Source organism: Streptomyces malaysiensis subsp. malaysiensis (assembly GCF_040653035.1).
Lineage (GTDB): Bacteria > Actinomycetota > Actinomycetes > Streptomycetales > Streptomycetaceae > Streptomyces > Streptomyces malaysiensis.
In genome coordinates this window covers 232,782-256,521 of record NZ_JBEZNG010000005.1, presented here as the reverse complement: position 1 = coordinate 256,521, position 23,740 = coordinate 232,782, and the positions used below count along the sequence as shown (strand labels likewise).

Sequence of the window (23,740 nt, the reverse complement as noted above, 5' to 3'; positions counted from 1 at the left end):
CCTCGGCCCCCGGGGGCTGGGGCGGAGCCCCGGAGCCGGGGGCTGGGGCGGAACCCCGGAGCCGGGGGCTGGGGCGGAACCCCGAGACCGGGCCTGGGGCCTGAGGCGCAGCCCCGGGCACCGGCGCCTGGGGTGCGGGGTGCAGCCCCGAAAACGGGACTCGGGGCGGAACCCCAGAGCCAGCAGCTGGGGCAGAACCCCGGATCCAGGGCTGGGGCCTGAGGCACAGCCCCGGGGACCAGCGCCCGAGGCGTGGGGCACAGCCCCGAAAACGGGGCTCAGGGCGGAGCCCCGGAGCCCGCAGCTGGGGCGCAGCCCCGAGATCCGGGCCTGGAGCCTGAGGCACAACCCCGGCACCGGCGCCTGAGGCGTGGGGCGCAGCCCCGAGATCGGGGCTCGGGGCGGAGCCCCGGAGCCGGGGGCTGGGGCGGAGCCCCGGTTTCGGGAAGGGGCGGGGAGGGGAACAGCCCGCCGCAGGCGCCACCACGCGCCGACCCCACCCCGGTCAACAGGCCGCGCCCCAGGGCACCGTCCCCCATCCCGGCGCGCACTGACGACGCCGCCCGGTGATCTAACATCTGGCAGGTGCCGCGCTCACTTGTACACTGCGCCGAAGCCGCTCCCGACGGGGAAACCCTGAGCGCCCTGCTCCGCCGCTACGACACCGCCGGTGAGGCCGTCTCCTGCGAACCGCTCACCCAGGGACTGCTCAACCGGGGCTACCGCCTCGCCACCACCCGCGGCCGGTTCTTCCTCAAACACCACCTCGACGGCGACCGCACCGCCATTACCCGCCAGCACCGGGTCACCCAGCGGCTGGAGGCGCTCGGAGTGCCCGTCGCCCCGCCGGTCCCGGACGCCGACGGCCGTACGGTCGCCGTGATCGGCGGCCGCTGCTACGCGTTACACCCCTGGATCGACGGGCGGCACCGCGACGGCGGTGAGCTGACCGCCCCGCAGTGCTGGCGGCTGGGCGGGCTGCTCGGGCTCGTCCACACCTGTCTGGAGCGCGTCATGCGGGCCCGTACGGGCGACCGCAGACCGCCCGGGGACGCGGCCGTCCCCGAGGACACCTTCGCTGTCATCGACGAGCTGCTCGCGCTGATCCGGGGGCGCCGCGACCGCGACACCTTCGACGAACTCGCCGAGCACCGCCTGGTCGAGCGGCGGACGCTGCTGGAGCGGCACGCCCACCGCCGCCCGGAGGCCCACGCCGTCCCGGTGGCCGGCTGGGTGCACGGCGACTTCCACCCACTGAACCTGCTCTACCGCGACACGGAACCGGCCGCCATCGTCGACTGGGACCGACTCGGGGTGCAGCCGCGCGCCGAGGAGGCGGTCCGGGCCGCCGCGATCTTCTTCGTACGGCCCGGCGGCACCCTGGAGCTCGCCAAGGTGCGGTCCTACGCACGGGCGTACCGCTGCGCGGCGGGGGCCGGGACCTCCGAGATGGCCGCGGCCGTGCACCGGGTGTGGTGGGAGCGGCTCAACGACTTCTGGATGCTGCGCTGGCGCTACCAGCTCGGGGACCGGCGCGCCGACCCGCAGTTCCCGGCGGCCGCCGCGCTGGTGGTGTGGTGGACCCGGGAGTACGACGCGGTCTGCGACGCCTTCTGCGGGTGAGGGTGCTTCCGTGACCGTGGGAGGGCGTTCCCGCGGCGGCCGGAGCGGGCGTTCCTACGACCGAAGGGCCGCCTTCCCGGGGGAAGGGGCCCTTCTCCTACACCTGAGGCCGAGCGGTCACGCCTGAGGCCGAGGGGGCGCCGTGGGGCGCCCCCGGGGCCGTCAGGGGGCCTGGCCGCCGCCGTCCGTGGCGCCCGCCGTGCCACCGGTGGGCTCGCTGGTACCCGGGTCGGTCTCCGGGTCCGTCGGCGGGGTGGTCTGCTCGTCGCCGCCCGGGGTGGTCTGCTCGTCGGTCGGCTCGTTCGTGCCCGGGTCCGTCTCCGAGTCCGTCGGCAGGTCCGTGGGCCTGTCGGAGTACGTCGGCGTCGGCTCCTCGGTCGGGGTGTAGTCGCTGCCCGTGCCCCCGGAGGTGGTCTCGTCGGTCGGGGCCGAATCGTCGGTCGACTCATCGGTCGGCCGGTCGGTCGGCTCCTTGGTCTTCTCGTCCTGGGTGACCGACGTCTGGTGCTTGCCCGGCTGCTTCCCGTCGTCCTTCTTGCCGGCCTGGAGGGCGAAGGCGACCCCCGCCGCGACCGCGATCACCGCGAGCACCGCGATCAGCCACATCCTGCCGCGGCCCTTACGGCGGCCGCCGCCGCGGCCGTGGTAGCCGCCGTCACCGCCGCCGGGGCCGGTGACGATCGGCTGCTGGGAGGTCTCGCCGTGGCCCGGGTGCGGCAGCGCGGTGGTGGCCCCGGACAGGCCCGGCATGCCCATGGCGGGGGTGGCGGCGCCCAGGTGCTGGGTGACCGGGCCGGTGTTCCAGACACCGGTGTGGCCGCCCGCCTCATGGAGCATCTGGAGCGCGTACTGGACCATTCCGCGCATTTCCTCGGCGCTCTGGAACCGGTCGTCCGGGTCCTTGGCGAGGGAGCGCATGACCAGGCCGTCCAGCTCCGGCGGCACGGTGCCTGAGGTCTCAGACGGGGGCACCGGGGTGTCCTGGACGTGCTGGTAGACCACCGACAGCGGGGTCTCCCCGGTGAACGGCGGGCGCAGCGCAAGCAGCTCGTAGAGCAGACATCCGGTGGCGTACAGGTCGGAGCGGTGGTCCACGGCCTTGCCGAGGGCCTGCTCCGGCGAGAGGTACTGCGGCGTGCCCATGACCATGCCGGTCTGGGTCATGGTGGACTGCGCGCCGTGCAGGGCGCGGGCGATGCCGAAGTCCATCACCTTGACCGCACCGCTGTGGGTGATGATCACGTTGGCGGGCTTGATGTCACGGTGCACGATGCCGTGCTGATGGCTGTAGGCCAGCGCCTCCAGCACCCCGGAGACGATGATCAGCGCCTGGTCCGGCGGCGGCGCCTCGGCGTTCAGCAGCAGATCGCGGATGGTCCGGCCCTCGACCAGCTCCATGACGATGTACGGCACGGTGTTCGGACCGACGACGTCCTCACCGGAGTCGTAGACCGCCACCACGGCGTGGTGGTTCAGCCCGGCGACGGACTGTGCCTCACGGGTGAAGCGGGCCTTGGAGACCGGGTCCTCGGCCAGGTCGGCGCGGAGCAGCTTCACCGCGACCGTCCGGCCGAGCCGGAGGTCCTCGGCGGCGAAGACCTCCGCCATGCCGCCGCGGCCGAGCCGACTCGTCAGCCGATATCGGCCATCGCCGACAAGTCCTCCATTACCCCACGTCTCGGGCGTGTCCGGCATTCCGGGTCCGCTGGCGTCAGGTTCGGAGGGCCCCTGGGCGCCCTGGGTCTGTGCCATCGGTCCTCGCCGTCTCGTTCTCGGTGGGGGTCTGGTCGAGATCGCCCCGCCCACGGGCGGTACGGTTCCTGCTAGGCACGCTACAGCCTTCGCGTCGCGCATCGGTTGGTGATGGACCGGCCATCAAACCTGTTGACGGTGAAGCGATGCAAATCGCGTGACGGGTTCTTGCGCATCCGGTCACGGAACGGGCACGCGGCTTGACGTGTCCGTGGCCTGGGGCAGACTTGGCCACGATATCCAGAACATCAAGATCAATGCGTCGAAACGTGCGCGTCAGAGTAGTGAGTGCGCCAGGGGGGAAGCACGAAATGAGCCAGTACGGCGCATCGGGCAGGTATCAAGGCCACTCTCTGGCGAACGGCCGCTATCAGCTCCGTGACCTGCTGGGCGAGGGCGGAATGGCCTCCGTTCACCTGGCCTATGACTCCGTACTGGACCGCCAGGTCGCGATCAAGACGCTCCACACCGAGCTGGGACGCGAGCAGTCCTTCCGCGAGCGCTTCCGCCGCGAGGCCCAGGCGGTGGCGAAACTCACGCACACCAATATCGTCTCGGTCTTCGACACCGGCGAGGACTCCATCGACGGCTCGCTGATGCCGTACATCGTCATGGAGTACGTCGAGGGGCAGCCGCTGCGCTCGGTTCTGGACACCGATGTCCGGCAGTACGGCGCGATGCCGACCGAAAAGGCGCTGAAGATCACAAGCGATGTGCTGGCGGCGCTGGAGATCAGCCACGAGATGGGGCTGGTCCACCGCGACATCAAGCCCGGTAACGTGATGATGACCAAGCGTAATGTGGTCAAAGTCATGGACTTCGGCATCGCCCGCGCCATGCAGTCCGGGGTCACCTCCATGACCCAGACCGGCATGGTCGTCGGCACTCCGCAGTACCTCTCCCCCGAGCAGGCACTGGGCCGCGGCGTCGACGCCCGCAGCGATCTGTACTCGGTCGGCATCATGCTCTTCGAGCTGCTGACCGGCCGGCTGCCCTTCGACGCGGACTCGCCACTGGCCATCGCGTACGCACACGTCCAGGAGGAGCCGGTCGCGCCCTCCACGATCAACCAGTCCATACCCCCGGCGGTGGACGCGCTGGTCGCCCGAGCCCTGAAGAAGAACCCGAACGAGCGCTTCCCGACCGCCGAGGCCATGCGCGACGAATGCGCCCGGGTCACCCGCACCGGACAGACCGGCGCCTCCCCGATCATCATCAGCGGCGGTCCGCCGGCCCGCAGCGGCTCCGGTGTCGGCTCGGCGGTCTTCCCGCCGATCGACCAGCAGACGCCCATGCCCGGCCCCGGCGGCGTCCAGACGCCGTACCAGCCGCAGCACTCCGCCGGGCAGCCCTCCGTCCCCGGGCAGTACGGCGCCTTCGGCCCGTCCACGCCGCCGCCGTCCGGCGCGCAGCTGGGGCAGCAGGGCTACCAGACCCCGACGCCGTCGTACCAGGGCGGGCCCGGCGGCCCCAGCACCCCGCCGCCGTACAACATCTCGCCCTCGACGCCGTCCGGAAGCGGCGGCGGCAGCGGCAACAAGCGCGTGATCATCGGCTCGGCCGTCGTCGCGGCGGTCGCGGTCATCGCCGTGATCCTGGTCATCGCGCTGAGCGGCAGCGACGGCGGTTCCAAGGACGAGAGCAAGGGGGGCGACGGCGGCGGCAAGTCGGCCTCGCCGACGGCCTCCGACACCGCCTCGGGCTTCCGCATGGGCGACAAGACCAAGACCATCGAGGCGTCGAAGTGCACCGACGCGTACGAGAACACCGATGAGAAGGGCACGTACTCGGTGCCCGACTTCCAGAACCTCTACATCGACTCGGTCAAGAAGTGCATCCGGGCGGCGGGCTGGAAGTACCGCGTGGTGCCCCAGGACGAGAATCTGTGGGGCAAGGGCACCGTCCTCAATTACACGTACCGGAACTACGAGCCGTACAACCCCAAGACGGACACCATCGAGCTGACCGTCTCCACCGGCAACCCGGAGTAACCGCGGCTCGCACCACGCCTTCGGCGCGACGACGCGGCGGGCCCCACCTTTCGATGGGGCCCGCCGCGTCGTTTCGTCGTATTCGGTCGCGAGGCTCAGAGATCCGGTCGCGAGGCTCCGAGATGTCGCGAGGCTCAGAGATAAGGACCCGAGCGGGCGCCGCTCTGCTTGGGCGCGCCCTCGTCCTCCTCGCCCCCGCCGATCCCCGGCGGCAGCGCCCGGCGCATCTGCTCCAGCTGGGCGCGCGCCGCCATCTGCTGGGCGAACAGGGTGGTCTGGATGCCGTGGAACAGCCCCTCCAGCCAGCCGACCAACTGGGCCTGGGCGATGCGCAGTTCCGCCTCGGTCGGCACCGCCTCGTCCGTGAAGGGCAGCGACAGCCGCTCCAGCTCCCCGATCAGCTCGGGGGCCAGCCCGTCCTCCAGCTCCTTCACCGAGCTGGAGTGGATCTCCTTGAGCCTCACCCGGCTGGCCTCGTCGAGAGGTGCGGCGCGGACCTCCTCCAGAAGCTGCTTGATCATGCTGCCGATCCGCATGACCTTCGCCGGCTGTTCGACCATGTCGGTCACGGGAATCTCGCGCGACTCGTCGTCACCACTTCCCTCTCCGGAAGCAGGAGCGACGCCACCGAGTGCCATGCCGTCCGGACCGACGACCAGGACGTGCGGGCTCTCCTGCGCTCGTTCGTTCATCGGCTGGTTCATACCCCCATTGTTCCGCACCGGCACCCGGTACGGCGGGCGAGGGTCCAGGAATGGGCACCGATACCGGTGGGGTATCGGCGAGGCCGTCGGTGACGGGGGTCTGCGGCGGAGGTCTACGACGGGTATCGGCGGCGAATGTCCGTGGCGGCCGTCAGCGGCGGCGCAGCCGGAGACCGAAGAACGCCAGGCCGAGGCCGAGGCCGGTGAGCGCCAGACCGGTGCCCAGCGGCAGCACCCGCATCGCCCGCCCACTGGGCTCGGCGGCGGTCCGCTGAGCACCGTAAGGCTGCCCGGACGGGAAGGGCTCGCGCGCCTGGTCCCGGTCGGTCCGCTGCGGTACGGGAAGGGAGGACGCCGTCCACTCGGGCACCAGCGAGAAGCGCCCGGTCCCCTCCTCGTCGTTCCGGTGTCCCTGGTCGCCGTCTCCGGTCCCGGCCGAGGGGTCCTCGTCCGACGGGTCCTCGTCGGACGGCACGGGGGTGGGTGTCTCGGTGCGGCCGGGGTGCGTACGGCCCTCGCCCGCGCGGGTGCCCGCCAGCCCGCCGCCGTCGTCGGCGGGGGTCGCGGAGGCGGCGGACGCGGTGGGGGTGGCGGTCAGGGCGGTGCCCGCCAGCAGGGCCGCCGCGGGGAGCGTGCGAAGCGTCGCGGGGTTCACGGTGGTCACCCTCCCGTGCCGAACCATTGCGTAACGGAATCAGCGTCACATGAGGGTACGGACCGGGCATCCTGAACGCCGCCGTACGGGCGCGGAGCCACCGTAAGGACGCGACGTCACCGCAAAGGCCGTAAGGAGCGCGCCGGGCCGGGGGCGGGCCGGTCCACGCCCGGAGCGGTCGGGATCGATCGGGACGGAGTCCGTCCGGAGCGATCCCGACCCGCGTCGCTCAGACCGTCAGCAGGATCTTCCCCACATGTTCGCTGGACTCCATCAGCCGATGGGCCGCCGGGGCCTCCCGCATCGGAACGGTGCGGTAGACGATCGGGCGGACCCGGCCGCCGCCGATCAGCGGCCAGACGTGCTCCCGTACCGCCGCGATGATCGCCGACTTCTGCGCCAGCGAGCGGCCCCGCAGCCCGGTGGCCGTCACGGCGGCGCTCTTGGACAGCAGGGTGCCCAGGTTCAGCTCGGCCTTCACCCCGCCCTGAAGGCCGATGATCGCCAGACGGCCGTTGAGGGCGAGCGTCTCCACGTTCCGGGCGAGGTACTTCGCGCCGAGGATGTCCAGGATGACGTCCGCCCCCGCGCCGTCGGTGGCCCGGCGGACCTCCTCGACGAAGTCCTGCTCGCGGTAGTCGATCAGGATGTCGGCCCCCAGCTCCCGGCAGGCCGCCAGCTTCTCCGGGCCGCCCGCGGTCACCGCGACCCGCGCCCCGACGGCCTTCGCGAGCTGGATCGCCATGGTGCCGATGCCGCTCGATCCGCCGTGCGCCAACAGCGTCTCGCCCGGCCGGAGATGGGAGATCATGAAGACGTTGGACCATACGGTCGCCGTCACTTCGGGCAGCGCGGCGGACGTGACCAGGTCCACGCCCTCGGGAACGGGCAGCAGCTGCCCGGACGGGACCACCACCTTCTCGGCGTATCCACCGCCCGCGAGCAGGGCGCACACCTCATCGCCCACCGCCCAGCCGGTGACGCCGGGGCCCAGCGCCGAGATCCGGCCCGAGCACTCGAGACCGGGGTAGGGCGGGATTCCGGGCGGCGACGGATAGTGGCCCTGGCGCTGGAGCACATCGGCGCGGTTGACGCCGGCGGCCGCCACGTCGACCAGGACCTCGCCCTCACCGGGCACGGGATCGGAGACCTCGGCCCATACCAGCGCTTCGGGGCCACCGGGTTCGGGAATCGTGATCGCATGCATGGCCGCGAGGCTACTCCTGGACCATCGGCGCGCGAACGATCGTGATCAGCCGGTCGGCGGCCTGGAGCGGGCTGGCGTCGGGGTCGTCATAGGCGAGGAGGCGATGGCCGCGCAGCACGGACACCACGAGATCGTCCGTGTCCCGCACCGACTTGCCCACCTCCGCCTTCACCACCGTGCGCTCCACCAGGTCCAGGCCCGTGCCCTGCTGGATCAGATCCTCGATCACCGCCCCGGCGGTCGGGCTCTGCACGCTCATGCCCAGCAGCCGGCCGGCCGCGCTGGCGCTGGTGATCACCGCGTCGGCCCCGGACTGGCGCAGCAGCGGCGCGTTCTCCTCCTCGCGCACCGCCGCCACGATGTTGGCGCCCCGGTTGAGCTGCCGGGCCGTCAGCGTGACCAGGACGGCGGTGTCATCGCGCTGGGTGGCGATCACGAACTGGCGGGCGCGCTGCGCCTCCGCCCGCAACAGCACATCGCTGCGGGTCGCGTCGCCCACCACCCCGGCGAGCCCGTCCGCGTTCGCCGCCTCGATCACCTTCTGGTTGGGATCGACCACGACCACCCGGTTCTTGGGCAGCCCGGTCGCGCAGAGGGTCTGCACCGCGGACCGCCCCTTGGTGCCGAAGCCGACGACGACGGTGTGATCACGCAACGCTGACCTCCAGCGGTTCAGGCGGTACTGCTCGCGGGTGCGTTCGGCCAGGACTTCCAGGGTGGTGCCGACCAGGATGATCAGAAAGAGCACGCGCAACGGCGTGACCAGCAGGATGTTACTGAGCCGCGCGCTGTCGCTGTACGGCACGATGTCGCCGTATCCGGTCGTCGACAGCGTGACGGTCGAGTAGTAGACGGCGTCGAGGAAGTCGACGTTGTCATCGGCGTTGTCGTGGTAGCCGGTGCGGTCGACGTACACGATGAGCACCGTCAGCACCAGCACCAGCAGCGCCAGCAGCAGCCGGCGGACGACCTGGCGCAGCGGGCCCGCGGAGAACTGGGGCAGATGGACGCGGTGGCCGCCGTCCCCGGGGTTGCGGGCGGCCGCGTCATGGCTGGGCAGCTTCACGCCGGGCCCTCCTGGGGGGATATGTCCTCGGCGTCTCCACGGGCCACCGGTCGGTCGGTGCGCTGGTTTCGGTTCGCCCGGGGTGTGCGTTGAGCGGCTGGGTCCGTGCCCTTGGCCGCTCGGTCCGTGCCCTTGCTCGCTTGGTCCGTGCCCTTGCCGGCTCGGTCCGTGCCCTTGCTCACTTGGTCCGTGCATTGGCTCGCTCGGCCGGTGCCTCGGCTGGTTCGGTTTGTGCCTCGGCCCGTTCGGTCCGCGCCGTGGCCCGTTCCGTCCGCGCCGTGGCGGGCTCGGTCGGTGCCGTGGCGGGCTCGGTCCGTGCCTCGGCTCGTCTGGTCCGCAGGGCTCAGTTGCTCCGTCACGGTCGCCGACCACGGGAGGTCCAGCACCTCGACCTCCGTGCCCCGCTTCGCGCCGCCGGGCGGGATCACCGCGAGGCCGTCGGCCACCGCGATTCCGCGCAGCATCGCCGGGCCGTTGAAGCGCAGCGGCACGGCCGCGTCCTGCCGGAAGGTCACGGGGACCAGCCGGGTGTCCCGCGGATGCCCCTGTACGGCCTCGGCCAGCGGGGCCGGGCCGGGGGCGGGGGCCGGGCGGCCCGTCAGCGTCCGCAACAGCGGCTCCGCGAGGGTCAGCAGACCGGACACCGCCGCGAGCGGATTGCCCGGGAGCCCCACCAGATGCCGGGCGGGGCGAGTCGGGGGCTCGGGGTTCCCGGCGGCGAGGCGCGCCAGCAGCATGGGGTGGCCGGGGCGTACCGCCACGCCGTCCACCAGCAGTTCGGCGCCCAGGCGGCGCAGGGTGGGGTGGACATGGTCCACGGGGCCCGCGGCCGTGCCCCCGGTCGTCACGACGACGTCGGCGGACGACTCGGCCACCGCCGCGTACACCGCGTCCGCCTCGTCGGTCAGCCGCCGGGTGCCCATGACCTCGGCACCGAGCGCCCGCAGCCACGGCCCGACCATCGGCCCCAGCGCGTCCCGGATCCGGCCGCCGTGCGGCAGCCCCTCGGTGAGCAGTTCGTCGCCGAGGATCAGCACCTCGACGCGCGGTCTGCGCACCGTCGGCAGCTCGTCGTACCCGGCCGCGGCGGCCAGGCCCAGCACGGCGGGGGTGACCAGGGTCCCGGCGGGCAGCAACTGATCGCCGCTGCGGCACTCCTGACCGCGGTTGCGGATGTCCTGGCCGAGGACGACGGGGTGGGCGGCGGACGCGTGGAGCCAGCCGTCGCCCGCGTCGGTGCCGTATTCGCTGCGCAGCACGGCGGTGGCGCCGGGCGGTACGCGGGCGCCGGTGGCGATGCGGACCGCGTGGCCGTCGGGCAGGGGGGCCGTCTCGCCGTGTCCGGCGAGGATGCCGCGGTGGTCCTGGTCCTCTTCATCGGTCGGCAGCCGCCAGGGGCCGGGGCCCGCGAGCGCCCAGCCGTCCATGGCGGAGGTGTCGAAGGGCGGCAGGTCGGTGAGGGCCTCGAGCGGCGCGGCCAGGACCTGCCCGAGCGCCTCGGACAGCGGCCGCATCACCGGGGCGGCGTGGGCGGCCTCCTTGACGGCGGCGCGGGCGGCGATGGCGCGGGCGTCGGGCCAGGAGGTGGGGCTGTGGTGCGGTTCATTCATGGGCTGGTGTGACGGGGGCGGGTGCGGGCGGGAGGTGGGTCCGGGGGCGCGTTTCGGATGCGGGGGCGGGGTCTGCGGCGCGGGGGCCCTGGACCGCATGCCTGTGGCGCCAGTGCCCTCGGACATTGGCTTGCCCGGAGATCGGCGCCGCGAATACTCCCCCGGCCTTCGGCTTGGGGAACTCCAAGCGTCCGGTGCCTCCGCCCTTCCGGCTCCGTCCCCGCCCGTCCCATCGCGGGTCGGTCGCTGATCGGCGGACCATCCATGGGCCAGGTCGAGCGCGGTTTCGACCCAGTCCACCCCGGCCCCGGCCCCGGCCGCGTCGCCGGTGTCGCCGGGGCCGTCGAGGCTGTCGGGGCCGTCGGGGCCGTCGGGGCCTGACTCGCGGGCGGATGGGGCCGGGCGGCCGTTGGCCAGGTTGAGGGCGGCGTCGGCCCAGTCCTCTTCCGTTTCCGTGCCGGGCGGCTCCGGGCCCTGTCCCGGGGATTCATTGGCCAGCGCCAGCGCCTCGTCCATCTCGCGGTCGAGCGGGTCCCCGTCCCGGGGGTGGCGAGCTGTCACTGCTCCTCGGCCCAACGCGCCGCCAGGGCGGCGGCCTTCTCGGTCGCGGCGGCCAGCTCCTCGGGGCCGCCGCCCTTCTGGGCCGCGGCATAGCCAACGAGAAAGGTGGTCAGTGGGGCGGCCGGCCGGGCGACGCCATGTGCGGCATCACGGGCCAGATCGAGTAGGGCCGCGGTGTCGACATCCAGATCGATCCCGAGCTCGGCCTTGACTGCGGCAATCCATTCGTCCAACACGTGTCCATGCTCCCTGATGCGTGCTCGAGCCGTGGTGATGTCTTCCCAGGTGTCGCAGTCGAACGACGCGGTGGGGTGCTGAAGGCGGGCCAGCGCCAGCTCGGAGACGAGGAGGCGGAGGGGCAGCCCGCCGAGGCCGCCGTGTTCGGTGGCGAGGAGGGCGATCTCGCGGCGCAGCGGCTCGGCGCGGTAGGCGGCGACAAGGGGCTGCTCACGGCCGTCGGAGTCGATGAGCACGGTGCCTTCGATGCCCTGGACGCCTCCGGTCGCCTGGATGCCCACGGTCGCGTCGGTGCCTTCGGTCGCCTGGCTGCCTCCGGTCGCCCGGACGCCCTCGGTCCCCTGGCCGCCTCCGGCCCCCTCGATGCCGTCGAGGAGGGCCCGCACGGTCTCGGGTGTGAGGAACGGCAGATCGGCGGAGAGCACGAGGACCAGCGGCGCGGTGGTCTGCCGGACGCCCGCGTCGACGGCCGCGACCGGACCGCCGCCGGGCGGCTCCTCCCGGGCCCACCGCACGGGCCGCACCGTGGGCCTGCGCGGGCCGACGACGACGGTCCGCCCGGCGCCGCGGCAGGCGTCCAGCACCCGGTCGAGCAGGGCTCGACCGCCCACCCGCAGCGCGGGCTTGTCCACCCCACCGAGCCGCCGAGCGGCGCCCCCGGCCAGGATCACTGCGTCATACGCACCTGGAGTCACCCCATGAGTATGGCGCCGTCAAGCACCCGCTACAGCCGTCGCAACAACACCATGGGCTGCTCCACGCAGTCGGCCACATACCGCAGGAATCCGCCGGCGGTGCCCCCGTCGCACACCCGGTGGTCGAAGGTGAACGACAGCTGCACCACCTGGCGCACCGCCAGCTCGCCCTGGTGCACCCAGGGCTTCGGGGAGATCCGCCCGACCCCGAGCATCGCCGCCTCGGGGTGGTTGATGATCGGCGTGGAGCCGTCGACCCCGAAGACCCCGTAGTTGTTGAGCGTGAAGGTGCCGCCGGTCAGCTGCGCGGGGGCGAGTGTCCCGGTCCGCGCGGCCTCGGTCAGCCGGGCGATCTCCTCGGAGAGACCCTCCAGGGTGCGCTTCTGGGCGTCGCGCACCACCGGGACCACCAGGCCCCGGTCCGTCTGCGCCGCGAAGCCGAGGTGGACGCCGGGGAGCCGGATGATCTCCCGGCTGCCCATGTCCACCGTGGCGTTGAGCTCGGGGAAGCGTGCGAGGGCGGCCGTGCAGATCCGGGCCAGGAGGGCGAGCACGGAGACCTTGGGCCCGCCCGCGGCGTTCATCGCCTTACGGGCCGCGAGCAGTTCGGTCGCGTCGGCGTCCACCCAGCAGCTCGCGTCGGGGATCTCGCGCCGGCTGCGCGCGAGTTTGTCGGCCACGGCGCCCCGCACCCCGCGCAGCGGAACCCGCTCCCCCTCCGGGGCGGGGGCCGTGGGGGCGGTAGCCGTCGCCGCGGGAGCGGGAGCGACGGGGGTGGGGGTACCAGGGGCGGGCGCGACGGAGGCGGGAGCCGTGGCCGCGACCGCTCGTTCGACGTCCGCCCGCAGGATCAGCCCCTCGGGGCCCGAGCCCTTGAGCCGCCGCAGATCGACGTCGTGCTCCCGGGCCAGCCGCCGTACCAGGGGCGAGATCACCGGAAGGGGGCCGGTGGGACACACCACCGTCTCGGGCACCGGACCGCCGGGGGCCGCCGCCGTCTTATGCGACGGCTCGCCGGGCGCCACCGCCGGGGCTCCGCGCAACGGCCCGCCCGGAGCCGCCGCCGTGGTCTCGCGCAACGGCCCGGGGGAGGGCTGAACGCGACGGCGCCGGGCGGTGGGAGCGGCCGTGCCATAGCCGACCAGCACATTGCCCGATCCGCCGTCGACCGCGCTGCCGGTGACCGGCGGACCGGATCCGTCATCGGAGCCGCCCGGCACCGCGACCGTGATCAGCGGCGCCCCGACCGGCACCTCCGCGCCCTCTTCGCCGTAACGGGCCGTCACCACACCGCCGTAGGGGCACGGCACGTCCACCATCGCCTTGGCCGTCTCGACCTCGACCACCGGCTGGTCGACCGCGACCACATCGCCGACCTGGACCAGCCAGCGCACGATCTCGGCGCCGGTCAGCCCCTCGCCCAGATCCGGCAGGGTGAACTCCCGTACGACAGCCATCAGACGGCGCTCCCCTCGGTCCACTCCGACTCCCACTGGAGCCGGGCGACGGCGTCCAGCACCCGGTCCACACCGGGCAGATGGTGCCGCTCCAGCATGGGCGGAGGATAGGGGATGTCGAATCCGGCGACGCGCAGCACGGGCGCCTCCAGATGGTGGAAGCAGCGCTCGGTGACCCGGGCGGCGATCTCCCCGCCGGGCCCGCCGAAGCCGGTGGACTCGTGGACGACGACCGCACGGCCGGTGCGGCGCACGGAGGCGCAGACCGTGTCGTCGTCGAAGGGGACGAGCGAGCGCAGATCGACGACTTCGAGGTCCCAGCCCTCGGCCCGGGCCGCCTCGGCGGCTTCGAGGCACACCGGCACGGAGGGGCCGTAGGAGATCAGGGTGGCGCCGCGCCGACCGCCGGTGGCGGGCCTGCGCACCACCGCGCGCCCGATGGGCGGCACCTGCTCGGGGGCGTCGGCCGACCAGTCGGCCTTGGACCAGTACAGCCGCTTGGGCTCGAGGAAGATCACGGGGTCGTCGGAGGCGATGGCGGCGCGCAGCAGCCCATAGGCGTCGGCGACGGTCGCGGGGGCGACGACATGGAGGCCGGGGGTGGCCATGTAGTAGATCTCGGAGGAGTCGCTGTGGTGCTCGACGCCGCCGATGCCGCCGCCGTAGGGCACCCGCACGGTGATCGGCATCGGCATCGCGCCCCGGGTGCGGTTGCGCATCCGCGAGACATGGCTGATGAGCTGCTCGAAGGACGGGTAGGCGAAGGCGTCGAACTGCATCTCGACCACCGGCCGCAGCCCGTACATGGCCATGCCCACGGCGGTGCCGAGGATGCCCGCCTCGGCCAGCGGCGTATCGGTGCAGCGGTCCTCGCCGAACTCCTTGACGAGCCCGTCGGTGATCCGGAAGACGCCGCCCAGCGCGCCGACGTCCTCACCGAGGACATGGACGGACGGATCGGCGGCCATGGCGTCGCGCAGCGCGCGGCCGAGGGCCTGGGCCATGGTGGCGGGCTTACGGGCGGTGTCGGGCCCCACGGCGGTGGTCATCGCTCCCCCTTCCCGGAGTCCGTGGCCGTCCCGGAGTCCGCGGCCTCGGCATCGAGCTCCGCGCGCAGCTGGGCGGCCTGCTCGCGCAGCTGGCCGGTCCGGTCGGCGTAGACATGCTCGAAGAGCGCCATGGGGTCGAGGACCGGGTCCTGGTGCATGCGCTCGCGCAGATCGGCGGCGAGCCGCTCCGCGGACTCCCGCGCGGCCCTGACCCCTTCGTCGTCCAGCAGATGGCGGTCCCGCATGGCGTCCTCCAGGAGCGCTATCGGGTCATGTGCGCGCCATGCCTCGACCTCGGAGTCGGGGCGGTAGCGGGTGGCGTCGTCGGCGTTGGTGTGGGCGTCGATGCGGTAGGTGACCGCCTCGACCAGGGTGGGACCGCCTCCGCCGCGGGCCCGGCGCACCGCCTCCGTCAGGACCTGGTGGACGGCGGCCACGTCATTGCCGTCCACGAGACGGCCGGGCATCCCGTATCCGACCGCCTTGTGGGCCAGGGAGGGCGCGGCGGTCTGCTTGGCCAGCGGGACGGAGATGGCGAAGCCGTTGTTCTGGACCAGGAAGACGACCGGGGCGTGCCAGACCGCCGCGAAGTTGAGGGCCTCGTGGAAGTCGCCCTCGCTGGTGCCGCCGTCGCCGACCAGGGCGAGGGCCACGACATCGTCCCCCTTGAGGCGGGCGGCGTGGGCGAGGCCGACGGCGTGCGGCAGCTGGGTGGCCAGCGGGGTGCACAGCGGGGCGACGCGGTGTGCGTGCGGGTCGTAGCCGGAGTGCCAGTCGCCGCGCAGCAGGGTCAGGGCGTCGACCGGGTCGAGCCCGCGGGCCACGGCGGCCAGGGTGTCGCGGTAGCTGGGGAAGAGCCAGTCGCGGTCCTCCAGCACCAGCCCGGCCGCGACCTGGCAGGCTTCCTGCCCGGTGGAGGAGGGATAGACGGCCAGCCGGCCCTGCCGGGTGAGGGCGGTGGCCTGGGCGTTGTAGCGGCGGCCGCGCACCAGCTCGCGGTGGAGCCGGGTCAGCAGATCGGGGGAGATGTCGGCGGCAGCGGCGGTGCCCAGCAGGCGGTACGGCTCCGCGTCGGGCAGCAGCGGCGCGGCGTCGACGCGGGGCTGCCAGCCGGGCGGGGGAGTGGGCCGGTAGGCACCGGGCTGCTCAAGGACCGTCATGACGCGACCTCCTGGGCGTGGCGTACGGCGGGAGGGCGGGGCGTGCCGTGCGGCATCGCCCTCCCCTACCGATTGTTCGGTCGTTGACGCAATTTGGCTACAGGCGACCCAAGCCTGTGGACAAACGGTTCTGCGCCACCTGTGATGAGGACAGGACGTCCATGAAGGTGAGGCAGGACGATATGCGGGACGAACAGATGGCCAATTCGGAGGGCAGACCCCCGGTGCGCCCGCTGGACGCCATCGACCGCGACATCCTGCGTCTGCTCCAAATGGACGGCCGCGCCTCCATACGCTCCGTGGCCGAGCAGGTGCACGTCTCGCGCGCCAACGCCTACGCCCGGATCAACCGTCTGATCGACGACGGAGTGATCCGCGGCTTCAGCGCCCGGGTGGACCAGGAGCGGGCCGGGCAGGGCGCGTCCGCGTACATCACGCTGAAGATCGTCCAGAACTCCTGGCGCACCGTGCGCGAGGAGCTCCGCCAGCTCCCCGGGGCCGCTCACATGGCCCTGGTCAGCGGGGACTTCGATGTGCTGCTGCTGGTACACACCGAGGACAACCGCTCGCTGCGCGAGCTGGTCCTCACCCGGATACAGGCCATACCCGAGGTGCTGAGCAGCCGGACGCTGCTGGTCTTCGAGGAGACGGACCTGGACTCGGAGCCGTAGCGGTGGCCGCCGGGGCCGGGGCCCGCGGCAGGGTGCGGACGCGGCGGGGCCTGGTACCGGGTTGCCGCGGCAGGGTTCAGTGCCAGGCTGCCGCAGCCGGGTCTGGCGCCGGGTTGCCGCGACGGGGCCCTGGTGCCGGGCAGCGGCAGCAGGACCTGGTGCTGGGCCGCCGCGGCGGGGCCGAGCGGATCCGCGGAAGCCGGCCGCGGTTCGGCAGGGGCCCTGAAGGGGCGCGGGGCCGCGTCGATCGGCGGCCCGCAGCGGGGCGCGGCGGCAGGACGGCGCCGCAGACGATCGAGGGCATCGCCGCGCCCGTCCAGCGGAGCGCTCAGCGCTGGGTACGCAGACCCGCGAAGGCCGTACGGACCACGGCTTCGGCCACCTCCTGCGAGGTCGCGGCCCCACCGCGCCCCGGCCGGTACCACTCCACAATGGAGTTGATCATGCCGAAGAGCAGCCGGGTCGCCAGCCGGGCGTCCACATCGGACCGCAGATCGCCGTCGGCCGCCGCCCGCTTGAGCAACTCGGCGACCTGGTGGTCGAACTCCCGGCGCCGCTCCATGGCCCACCGCTCGGTATCCGTGTTGCCCCGGACGCGCAGCAGCAGGGTGACGTAGGGCAGCTCCTCCATCAGCACCTCGGCGGTGCGCCGGGCCACATGCTCCAGCCGTTCGATCGCCCGTCCGTCGAGTGAGGCGGGCTCCTGGAGGATGCCGAACAGCCCGTCCAGGGCACGGCTTATGGCGAGCCGGAGCAGCTCCTCCTTGCCCTTCACATGGTGGTAGATGGAGGACTTGGAGATCCCGGCGGCCCGGGAGAGGTGCTCCATGGAGGTGCCGTCGTAGCCACGCTCGTTGAACACCTCCACGGCGACCGCGAGCAGCGATTCGGGCGTGTAGGTGTCGCGCTTGGCCATGGTCATGATTAGAGCAGTCCCTCATCGGCGGCCGCACGCCGGATCAGCGCCTGGGAGGGGGCGTAGCGGCCGGTCGGACAGGCGTGGTGGAGGTTGCGCAGGGTGTCGCGCACCCAGTGGGCACCGAGCGCGCGCCCCCATGCCAGCGGTCCGCGCGGGTAGTTGACGCCGGTCAGCATGGCGGTGTCGATGTCCTCGGGGCTCGCCACCCCGCGTGCGGCGGCGTCCTCGGCGAAGTCCACGAGCATCGCGACGGTACGGGCCACGACCATGCCGGGGACGTCCTGGACGACGCTGACCGCCTTACCGAGCGCCTGGAACAGGCCGATCGCGGACCGCAGGGACTCCTCGGGGGCGGCCGGGGACGCCGCGAGGGCGACGCGGGTGGCGGTGCGGTAGTCCAGCGCCAGGTCGAAGCGGACCGACGCGGCGAAGGGGTCCTCTGTGGCCGTCGTGCCATCGGCCAGGGACAGACGGGTGCCGTCGGGCAGGGCGAGATGCGCCCCGACGGGCTCGCGGGTCACCGCGATGCCCGCCTCCTCCATGAGGCCGACCAGCCCTTGAGCGGGCCCGAGGTCGCCATGGACGACGACCTTGCCGGGCGGCTCACACGGCTCGGCGGTGTGCGGGGCGGGCCGCCCGGCGCCCTCGGAGTGGTCGAACCAGCCATGGCCCGTCTTGCGTCCGAGCCGCCCGGAGGCCACGAGCTGCCGCTGGGCGAGGGACGGGGTGAATTTCGGATCGTGGAACAGCGCTTCCCACACGGATCGGGTGACGGCCTCGTTCACGTCCTGGCCGATCAGGTCGGTGAGCGCGAAGGGGCCCATCCGGAAGCCGCCGGACTCGCGCAGCACGGCGTCGAGGGTGGCGGGGTCGGCGGCGCGCTCCTCGTACGCCCGGAACGCCTCGGCGTAGAAGGGGCGGGCGATCCGGTTGACGATGAATCCGGGGGTGTCGGCGCAGCGCACCGGGGTCTTTCCCCAGGCCGCGACGGTGGCGTGGGCACGGTCGGCGGCGGCCTCGTCCGTGGCGGCGCCGCGCACCACCTCCACCAGCGGCATCAGCGGGGCCGGATTGAAGAAGTGCAGGCCGACGAGGCGGCCGGGGCGGCGCAGGACACCCGCGACGGCGGTGACGGAGAGGGAGGAGGTGTTGGTGGCGAGCAGACAGCCGTCGGAGACCACCGACTCCAGGGCGGTGAACAGCTGCTGTTTGGCGCCGAGTTCCTCGAGGATCGCCTCGACCACCAGATCCGCCTCGGCCAGGTCCGCGAGGTCGGCGACGGGGGCGAGCCGGCCGAGGGCCGCGTCACGGTCGGCGGCCGGGAGGCGCTCCTTGGCGACCAGCCGGCCGAGCCGGTCCGCGATGGCGTCGACGGCCTGGGCGGCTCGGCCGGGCGCGGCGTCGTAGAGCCGTACGGGATGGCCCGCGGCCAGCGCCACCTGGGCGATCCCCTGGCCCATCGTGCCGGTGCCGACGACGGCGACGAGGCCGGCGCGGTCGATCCCACGGTCGATCGCAGTCATGCCGCAGATCCTTTTCGACGAAGTTGTCCACAGGTTCACCAGGCCCTCTTGTCCCGACCGATCGTTCGGTTACTCTAACTCTGTCGCCCATCCCAGCCCAGCCCCAGCTCGACGAGGAGTTGGTCAGTCGTGACCGCCGCACTCACCACCGCGCAGTTGACGCAAGAGCACCGTCCCACCCTCGACCAGGCCCTGGAGGCGATCCGTACCCGCGCCTATTGGTCGCCGCACCCCGAGCACCCCAAGGCTTATGGCGGCGAGAGTGAAGGCGGGCGCCGGAGCCTGAGCGTCGCCGAGGGCCAGGCGGCGTTCGAGGCGCTGCGCGGCAAGCGCTTCGAGCTGGACCAGCCGGGCACCGACGGCTGGGCGGGCTCCGAGGTCTCGCCGTTCGGAGCGGAGATGGGCATGGAGTATCCGCATCCGGACGTCGAGGTGCTCCTCCCGGCGATGCGGGCGGGTATGCCCGCCTGGCGGGACGCCGGCCCCGAGACACGGGCCCTGGTGTGCCTGGAGATCCTGGCCCGGATCGGCGCCCGGTCCCATGAGTTCGCCCAGGCCGTCATGCACACCAGCGGACAGGCGTACATGATGGCGTTCCAGGCCGGCGGCCCCCACGCCCAGGACCGCGGCCTGGAGGCGGTGGCGTACGCGTTCGCCGAGCAGACCCGCACCCCGGGCGCCGCGGACTGGTCCAAGCCGCAGGGCAAGCGCGACCCGCTGCGCCTGCGCAAGACGTTCACGGCCGTCCCGCGCGGTATCGCCCTGCTGATCGGCTGCAACACCTTCCCGACGTGGAATGGCTATCCGGGGCTCTTCGCCTCGCTCGCCACCGGCAATCCGGTGCTGGTCAAGCCGCATCCCCAGGCCGTGCTGCCGCTGGCGCTGACCGTCCAGGTGGCGCGCGAGGTGCTGAAGGAGGCGGGGTTCAGCCCCGATCTGGTGGCGCTGGCCGCCGAGCGGCCGGACGAGGGGATCGCCAAGGTCCTCGCCGTCCGCCCCGAGATCCGTGTCATCGACTACACGGGCTCGACCGCCTTCGGCGACTGGCTGGAGACCCATGCCCGACAGGCCCAGGTCTTCACGGAGAAGGCGGGGGTCAACACGGTGGTGATCGACTCCACCGACGACTACCGGGGAATGCTGGCCAATCTGGCGTTCTCCCTGTCCCTCTACAGCGGCCAGATGTGCACCACCCCGCAGAATCTGCTCATCCCCCGCGACGGCATCACCACCGACGCGGGCCCCAAGACCTACGACGAGGTGGTGGCCGACCTGGCCGCGGCGGTCGACGGGCTGCTGGGCGACGACGCACGGGCCGCCGCGCTCCTGGGAGCGATCGTGGGCCCGCGGGTCCAGGAGCGGCTGGAGGCCGCCCCCGGCCTGGGCGCGGTCGCCCTGGCCTCCCGTTCGGTGGCCCACCCCGAATTCCCGGATGCCACGGTCCGCACGCCGCTGATGGTCAAGGCGGACGGCGCGCGGAAGTTCTGGGAGGGGGCGGACGCGGACGCGCCGTATCTGTCCGAGTGCTTCGGCCCGGTCTCCTTCGCCGTCGCCGTCGACTCCACGGAGGACGCGGTCGCGTTGCTGCGCCGGACCACCCGGGACAAGGGCGCGATGACGGTCGGCGCGTACACCACCTCACCGGGGGCGGAGCGGCTGATCGAGGAGGCGTGTCTGGAGGAGTGCGCCCAGCTGTCGCTCAATCTGACCGGCGGGGTGTATGTGAACCAGACCGCGGCCTTCTCCGACTTCCACGGCTCGGGCGGCAATCCGTCGGCCAACGCCACCCTGTGCGACGGGGCGTTCGTGGCCGGCCGTTTCCGGATGATCGAGGTCCGCCGCCCGGCGGAGTAACGGGGCCGGTGTTCGGACGGGGTGAAGTGCGGGGTGCTCACCGCACTCCGCCCCGCCTGCTTCTTCCGCGCCGTCGGACCCTATGCGGGGCGGTCGGGGCCGCCCCAGTGGAAGAGAGCCATGGCCACGCTGGTGGCCAGGTTGTAGCTGGACACCTGCGGGCGCATGGGGAGGGCCACCAGCCTGGTGGCCCGCTTCCGCAGCTCGGGCGAGATCCCGTGCCGCTCGGAGCCGAAGGCGAGCAGCGCGTCATCGGGGATGGTCACGGACCGGATGTCCTCCCCCTCCGGGTCCAGGGCATAGAGCGGCCCCTCCGGAAGGGCGTCGCCCGGCAGCCGCTCCACCGCGGTGGCGAAGTGCAGCCCCGCGCCCGAGCGCACGGCGTTCGGATGCCAGGGGTCGATATCGCCGGTGGTGACCACGCCCGTGGCCCCGAACCCGGCGGCGAGCCGGACCACGGCCCCGACGTTCCCCAGGTTGCGGGGGTTGTCCAGGACGACCATCGGGGCCGTCCTGGGCAGCGTGGACAGCTCGTCGAGATTCCCCTGGCGGTCACGCCGGACCGCCAGGGCGGCGACCCGTGTGGGGTGCACCCTGGGCACCAGATCGCGCAGGGTTCCGGGCTCCACCTCCACCAGCAGGTCGGCGATCGCCTCGGTGAGGTCGTCGGCCAGATCCCCGGCGAGTTCCACGGCCGCCGCCTTGTCGCTGGTGACCGCGGCGCGTACGTCCGCGCCGAACCGCAGCGCGTGCTTCAGCGCGTGGAAGCCGTCGAGCAGCACGGTCTCGGGGGCCGTCGCGCGCCAGTGCCGTACGGTCCGGGCGACCTCGTCATCGATCATTCCCTCAGCGTACGAGGGTGCCCGCCGGGGATTTCTCCGCGCTCTCCGGCGCCCGCTGCCCCGGCAGCCACCCGGCGCGCTCCACCAGCCGGTCCCGGGTCCGGCCCAGCCGTGCCTCGGCCCAGCGCAGGAAGTTCGTCGGCAGGAAGATCGCGTCCGCCGAGATCACGGCGAGCGAGAAGAAGGGCAGCCCCAGCATCACGGCGATGCCGAGGTGCTCCAGCATCAGCAGGACGAGCATCACGTTCTTGGCCCGCCGGTTGAGCAGGGTGAACGGGAAGGCCACCTGGACGATGACCGTGCCGTAGGTCAGCACCATGACCAGGGTGCCGCTGGCCGCCATGACATCGGCCAGACCCGGCCAGGGCGAGAAGTAGTCCAGATGCAGCGGGTAGTAGAGGGCGGTGCCGTCCTGCCAGCGCGAGCCCTGGATCTTGTACCAGCCGGCCGTGGCGTACAGCAGACACACCTCGGCCATGATCACCAGCAGGGCGCCGTTGTGCGCCACATTGGCCAGCGCGTCCATGACGGTGCGCGGCTCCCCCGGTGCGTAGCGCTTGACGAGCCACCAGCCGGCCTGGACGGTCCACAGCCCCCACAGGACGGTGCCCCAGCCCAGCCCGGGCAGCGGGCCGTCGGCGGTCAGGGAGAGCCGGGCGTCGGTGAACAGCCGCGCCCAGAGCAGGGCGGTCCCGCTGAGGGCCCACAGCACGATTCCGATGGTGTCGCGCGGCGGCCACTCGCGGTCCACCCGCCGGGCCGCCCGGCGCGCGTCCAGGGACCACACCTGACCGCATCGGGTCAGCACCAGGTACATCGACATCAGATGGATGAGATTGTCGCCGCCGTCCCCGACGAAGATGCTGCGGTTCTGGAGCGACAGCACACCGATCATGAACAGCACGGACATGGTGCGGGTGCGCCAGCCCAGCAGCAGCAGGGCGCTGGAGACGATGGCGAGGGCGTAGACGACCTCGAACCACACCGTGCTGTCGGTCCACATGAGCGCGCTGAAGGCGCGGTTGCCGTCGATCAGCCGCGCGGCCATATCCCAGTTCCACGGGCCGTCCGGCCCGTACAGCTCCCGGCGGTGGGGCCATTCCCGCACCAGGAAGAGCAGCCAGGTGAAGGAGAAGCCGATGCGCACGACGGCGCTCTGCCGGGCGCCGAGCGCGGATCCGGTGACACGGGCCTGGCCGCGCGCCACGGCGGTCTGGAGGCGGGCGGAGAGGGTCACCGGCGCTTCGCCTCCGGGAGGTCATCGGTGGTCACCGTCCACCAGGGCAGCGTCCGGTAGACGGTCCTGACGTCGGTCTTCTCGTCGCTCCAGTCCGGCGGGGCCACCGCGGTGGTCGCGGAGCGCACCTGTATTCGCTCCACGGTCCCACCGTCCTCCTCACGGCCGAGGCGGAGCATCACGATCCGGCGGATGTACTGCTCGGAGAGGCTGCCGCGCATCCCCTGCGGTCGCTCCCGCGCATCGTGCGAGCCGACGTACAGCTCCCAGGCCCGGCGCAGTTCGTTCTGCTGGGTGTGGCTGGGCAGCGGGTTGTGGCGGATGGCCGCCCCGTCCTGGGCCGAGAGGTCGCGCCAGCCGGTGGTCGCGGTGCCCCCGTCGGGGGTGCGGATCTCGGCGCGGGCCTGGACGGCGATGTTCTGCTGGAGCGGGTTGGGGGCGAAGAGCTTCCAGACCCGTTCGAACTCGGGATAGATGTAGTCGTCTATCGCCGCGCCGTGCCGCTTGGTGACGGTGTTGGGCGGTGAGACGTTCAGAAAGGCCGTCGAGAGATGGATCGCGGCGGCCACGGCGACGGCCGCGACGGCCACCGCGATGATCAGCTGTCCGGGCAGGGAGAGCGCGGTGATCGGCTCCGCCGCGTCGTCGTCCGGCCCCGGTTCCATCGGTTCCGGTTCCATCGGCCCCGGATCCGTCGGTTCCGGCCCCGCGTCCGCCATACCCCGCCCCCGCTCCCGATGGTCCAGGTCTTCGCGCACGCCGGTCGACCGCGCGCCCCCGTGGCCCCCACGCCCCTCGGCACCGTACCCATGCGGAACCACTCGGCACAGCGTCCTCAGCGTTATCCACAGGGTTGACACCCTACGTTCCTCAGCACACCATTGAACCGAACGATCGGTCGGTCGGTTGGCCGGTCGGCGGAGACAG

The 23,740-nt window shown here is 72.8% G+C and carries 19 protein-coding genes; 4 read left to right on the top strand and 15 right to left on the bottom strand.

Annotated features, from left to right (window positions below; all coding sequences use genetic code 11):
- Positions 1-585: 585 nt before the first annotated feature.
- Positions 586-1,623 (top strand): phosphotransferase, encoded by a 1,038-nt coding sequence (locus tag AB0E24_RS13055; RefSeq protein ID WP_069861320.1) that lies wholly within the window; start codon positions 586-588, stop codon positions 1,621-1,623.
- 162 nt (positions 1,624-1,785) lie between these two features.
- Here the strand turns inward: AB0E24_RS13055 and AB0E24_RS13050 are convergent, their stop codons facing one another.
- Positions 1,786-3,375 carry a protein kinase domain-containing protein gene (locus tag AB0E24_RS13050; protein WP_069861318.1) on the bottom strand — a complete coding sequence of 530 codons (1,590 nt, stop codon included), beginning with the start codon at positions 3,373-3,375 and terminating at the stop codon, positions 1,786-1,788.
- Positions 3,376-3,686: 311 nt separating this feature from the next.
- Between AB0E24_RS13050 and AB0E24_RS13045 the strand changes: the two genes are divergently transcribed.
- Positions 3,687-5,366 carry a protein kinase domain-containing protein gene (locus AB0E24_RS13045; RefSeq protein WP_206332877.1) on the top strand — a complete coding sequence of 560 codons (1,680 nt, stop codon included), beginning with the start codon at positions 3,687-3,689 and terminating at the stop codon, positions 5,364-5,366.
- A 134-nt stretch (positions 5,367-5,500) separates the two neighbouring features.
- Here the strand turns inward: AB0E24_RS13045 and AB0E24_RS13040 are convergent, their stop codons facing one another.
- From AB0E24_RS13040 to pdhA, 9 genes are all read right to left on the bottom strand, one after another.
- Positions 5,501-6,070, bottom strand: coding sequence for a bacterial proteasome activator family protein (locus tag AB0E24_RS13040; RefSeq protein WP_069861313.1), 570 nt, complete (start codon positions 6,068-6,070; stop codon positions 5,501-5,503).
- Positions 6,071-6,221: 151 nt separating this feature from the next.
- Positions 6,222-6,725 carry a hypothetical protein gene (locus tag AB0E24_RS13035; RefSeq protein ID WP_174883866.1) on the bottom strand — a complete coding sequence of 168 codons (504 nt, stop codon included), beginning with the start codon at positions 6,723-6,725 and terminating at the stop codon, positions 6,222-6,224.
- Positions 6,726-6,954: 229 nt separating this feature from the next.
- Entirely contained in the window at positions 6,955-7,932 is a 978-nt protein-coding gene (locus AB0E24_RS13030; RefSeq protein WP_069861309.1) for an NAD(P)H-quinone oxidoreductase, read from the bottom strand.
- A 10-nt stretch (positions 7,933-7,942) separates the two neighbouring features.
- Positions 7,943-8,998: a potassium channel family protein gene (locus tag AB0E24_RS13025; protein WP_069861307.1), complete on the bottom strand. Its 1,056-nt coding sequence runs from the start codon at positions 8,996-8,998 to the stop codon at positions 7,943-7,945.
- Positions 8,995-11,169, bottom strand: coding sequence for a molybdopterin molybdotransferase MoeA (locus tag AB0E24_RS13020; RefSeq protein WP_359376631.1), 2,175 nt, complete (start codon positions 11,167-11,169; stop codon positions 8,995-8,997). The genes AB0E24_RS13025 and AB0E24_RS13020 overlap by 4 nt, the downstream gene beginning before the upstream one ends.
- The gene (locus AB0E24_RS13015) at positions 11,166-12,101 is read right to left on the bottom strand and encodes an NTP transferase domain-containing protein (protein ID WP_232564606.1); all 936 of its coding nucleotides are present in this window, start codon (positions 12,099-12,101) and stop codon (positions 11,166-11,168) included. Before AB0E24_RS13015 ends, AB0E24_RS13020 begins: the two co-directional genes overlap by 4 nt.
- Before the next feature lie 29 nt (positions 12,102-12,130).
- Positions 12,131-13,558: a dihydrolipoamide acetyltransferase family protein gene (locus tag AB0E24_RS13010; RefSeq protein ID WP_359376628.1), complete on the bottom strand. Its 1,428-nt coding sequence runs from the start codon at positions 13,556-13,558 to the stop codon at positions 12,131-12,133.
- A complete protein-coding gene (locus AB0E24_RS13005) occupies positions 13,558-14,607 on the bottom strand; it encodes an alpha-ketoacid dehydrogenase subunit beta (protein WP_069861303.1) in 1,050 nt (349 codons plus the stop codon). Before AB0E24_RS13005 ends, AB0E24_RS13010 begins: the two co-directional genes overlap by 1 nt.
- Complete coding sequence (gene pdhA / locus AB0E24_RS13000) at positions 14,604-15,767, bottom strand: pyruvate dehydrogenase (acetyl-transferring) E1 component subunit alpha (RefSeq protein WP_069861301.1); 1,164 nt, start codon at positions 15,765-15,767, stop codon at positions 14,604-14,606. Before pdhA ends, AB0E24_RS13005 begins: the two co-directional genes overlap by 4 nt.
- A 182-nt stretch (positions 15,768-15,949) precedes the next feature.
- On the opposite strand from pdhA, the gene AB0E24_RS12995 reads away from it, so the two are divergent.
- Entirely contained in the window at positions 15,950-16,438 is a 489-nt protein-coding gene (locus tag AB0E24_RS12995; protein ID WP_351373995.1) for an Lrp/AsnC family transcriptional regulator, read from the top strand.
- 328 nt (positions 16,439-16,766) lie between these two features.
- On the opposite strand, the gene AB0E24_RS12990 is transcribed toward AB0E24_RS12995, so the two are convergent.
- The gene (locus AB0E24_RS12990; RefSeq protein WP_069861299.1) at positions 16,767-17,360 is read right to left on the bottom strand and encodes a TetR/AcrR family transcriptional regulator; all 594 of its coding nucleotides are present in this window, start codon (positions 17,358-17,360) and stop codon (positions 16,767-16,769) included.
- A 2-nt stretch (positions 17,361-17,362) separates the two neighbouring features.
- Entirely contained in the window at positions 17,363-18,880 is a 1,518-nt protein-coding gene (locus AB0E24_RS12985; RefSeq protein ID WP_100806744.1) for a 3-hydroxyacyl-CoA dehydrogenase, read from the bottom strand.
- 129 nt (positions 18,881-19,009) lie between these two features.
- Between AB0E24_RS12985 and paaN the strand changes: the two genes are divergently transcribed.
- Positions 19,010-20,734 (top strand): phenylacetic acid degradation protein PaaN, encoded by a 1,725-nt coding sequence (gene paaN, locus AB0E24_RS12980; protein WP_359376625.1) that lies wholly within the window; start codon positions 19,010-19,012, stop codon positions 20,732-20,734.
- An 80-nt stretch (positions 20,735-20,814) separates the two neighbouring features.
- On the opposite strand, the gene AB0E24_RS12975 is transcribed toward paaN, so the two are convergent.
- From AB0E24_RS12975 to AB0E24_RS12965, 3 genes are read right to left on the bottom strand one after another with little or no spacing between them, the layout of a single operon-like run.
- On the bottom strand, positions 20,815-21,576 hold the full coding sequence (locus tag AB0E24_RS12975; RefSeq protein ID WP_359376623.1) for a TrmH family RNA methyltransferase: 762 nt from the start codon (positions 21,574-21,576) through the stop codon (positions 20,815-20,817).
- A gap of 4 nt (positions 21,577-21,580) precedes the next feature.
- Complete coding sequence (locus tag AB0E24_RS12970) at positions 21,581-22,813, bottom strand: HTTM domain-containing protein (protein WP_359376621.1); 1,233 nt, start codon at positions 22,811-22,813, stop codon at positions 21,581-21,583.
- On the bottom strand, positions 22,810-23,493 hold the full coding sequence (locus tag AB0E24_RS12965) for a DUF5819 family protein (protein ID WP_250849632.1): 684 nt from the start codon (positions 23,491-23,493) through the stop codon (positions 22,810-22,812). The genes AB0E24_RS12970 and AB0E24_RS12965 overlap by 4 nt, the downstream gene beginning before the upstream one ends.
- Positions 23,494-23,740 lie beyond the last annotated feature (247 nt).

What these genes read in the sequence shown, in the direction of transcription:
- AB0E24_RS12975 (WP_359376623.1), bottom strand. Translation starts at nt 21,576, where the DNA reads ATGATCGATGACGAGGTCGCCCGGACCGTACGGCACTGGCGCGCGACG.
- AB0E24_RS13050 (WP_069861318.1), bottom strand. Translation starts at nt 3,375, where the DNA reads ATGGCACAGACCCAGGGCGCCCAGGGGCCCTCCGAACCTGACGCCAGC.
- AB0E24_RS13005 (WP_069861303.1), bottom strand. Translation starts at nt 14,607, where the DNA reads ATGACCACCGCCGTGGGGCCCGACACCGCCCGTAAGCCCGCCACCATG.
- AB0E24_RS12965 (WP_250849632.1), bottom strand. Translation starts at nt 23,493, where the DNA reads ATGGAACCGGAACCGATGGAACCGGGGCCGGACGACGACGCGGCGGAG.
- AB0E24_RS12990 (WP_069861299.1), bottom strand. Translation starts at nt 17,360, where the DNA reads ATGACCATGGCCAAGCGCGACACCTACACGCCCGAATCGCTGCTCGCG.
- AB0E24_RS13045 (WP_206332877.1), top strand. Translation starts at nt 3,687, where the DNA reads ATGAGCCAGTACGGCGCATCGGGCAGGTATCAAGGCCACTCTCTGGCG.
- AB0E24_RS12985 (WP_100806744.1), bottom strand. Translation starts at nt 18,880, where the DNA reads ATGACTGCGATCGACCGTGGGATCGACCGCGCCGGCCTCGTCGCCGTC.
- AB0E24_RS13030 (WP_069861309.1), bottom strand. Translation starts at nt 7,932, where the DNA reads ATGCATGCGATCACGATTCCCGAACCCGGTGGCCCCGAAGCGCTGGTA.
- AB0E24_RS13010 (WP_359376628.1), bottom strand. Translation starts at nt 13,558, where the DNA reads ATGGCTGTCGTACGGGAGTTCACCCTGCCGGATCTGGGCGAGGGGCTG.
- AB0E24_RS12995 (WP_351373995.1), top strand. Translation starts at nt 15,950, where the DNA reads ATGCGGGACGAACAGATGGCCAATTCGGAGGGCAGACCCCCGGTGCGC.
- pdhA (WP_069861301.1), bottom strand. Translation starts at nt 15,767, where the DNA reads ATGACGGTCCTTGAGCAGCCCGGTGCCTACCGGCCCACTCCCCCGCCC.
- AB0E24_RS13040 (WP_069861313.1), bottom strand. Translation starts at nt 6,070, where the DNA reads ATGAACCAGCCGATGAACGAACGAGCGCAGGAGAGCCCGCACGTCCTG.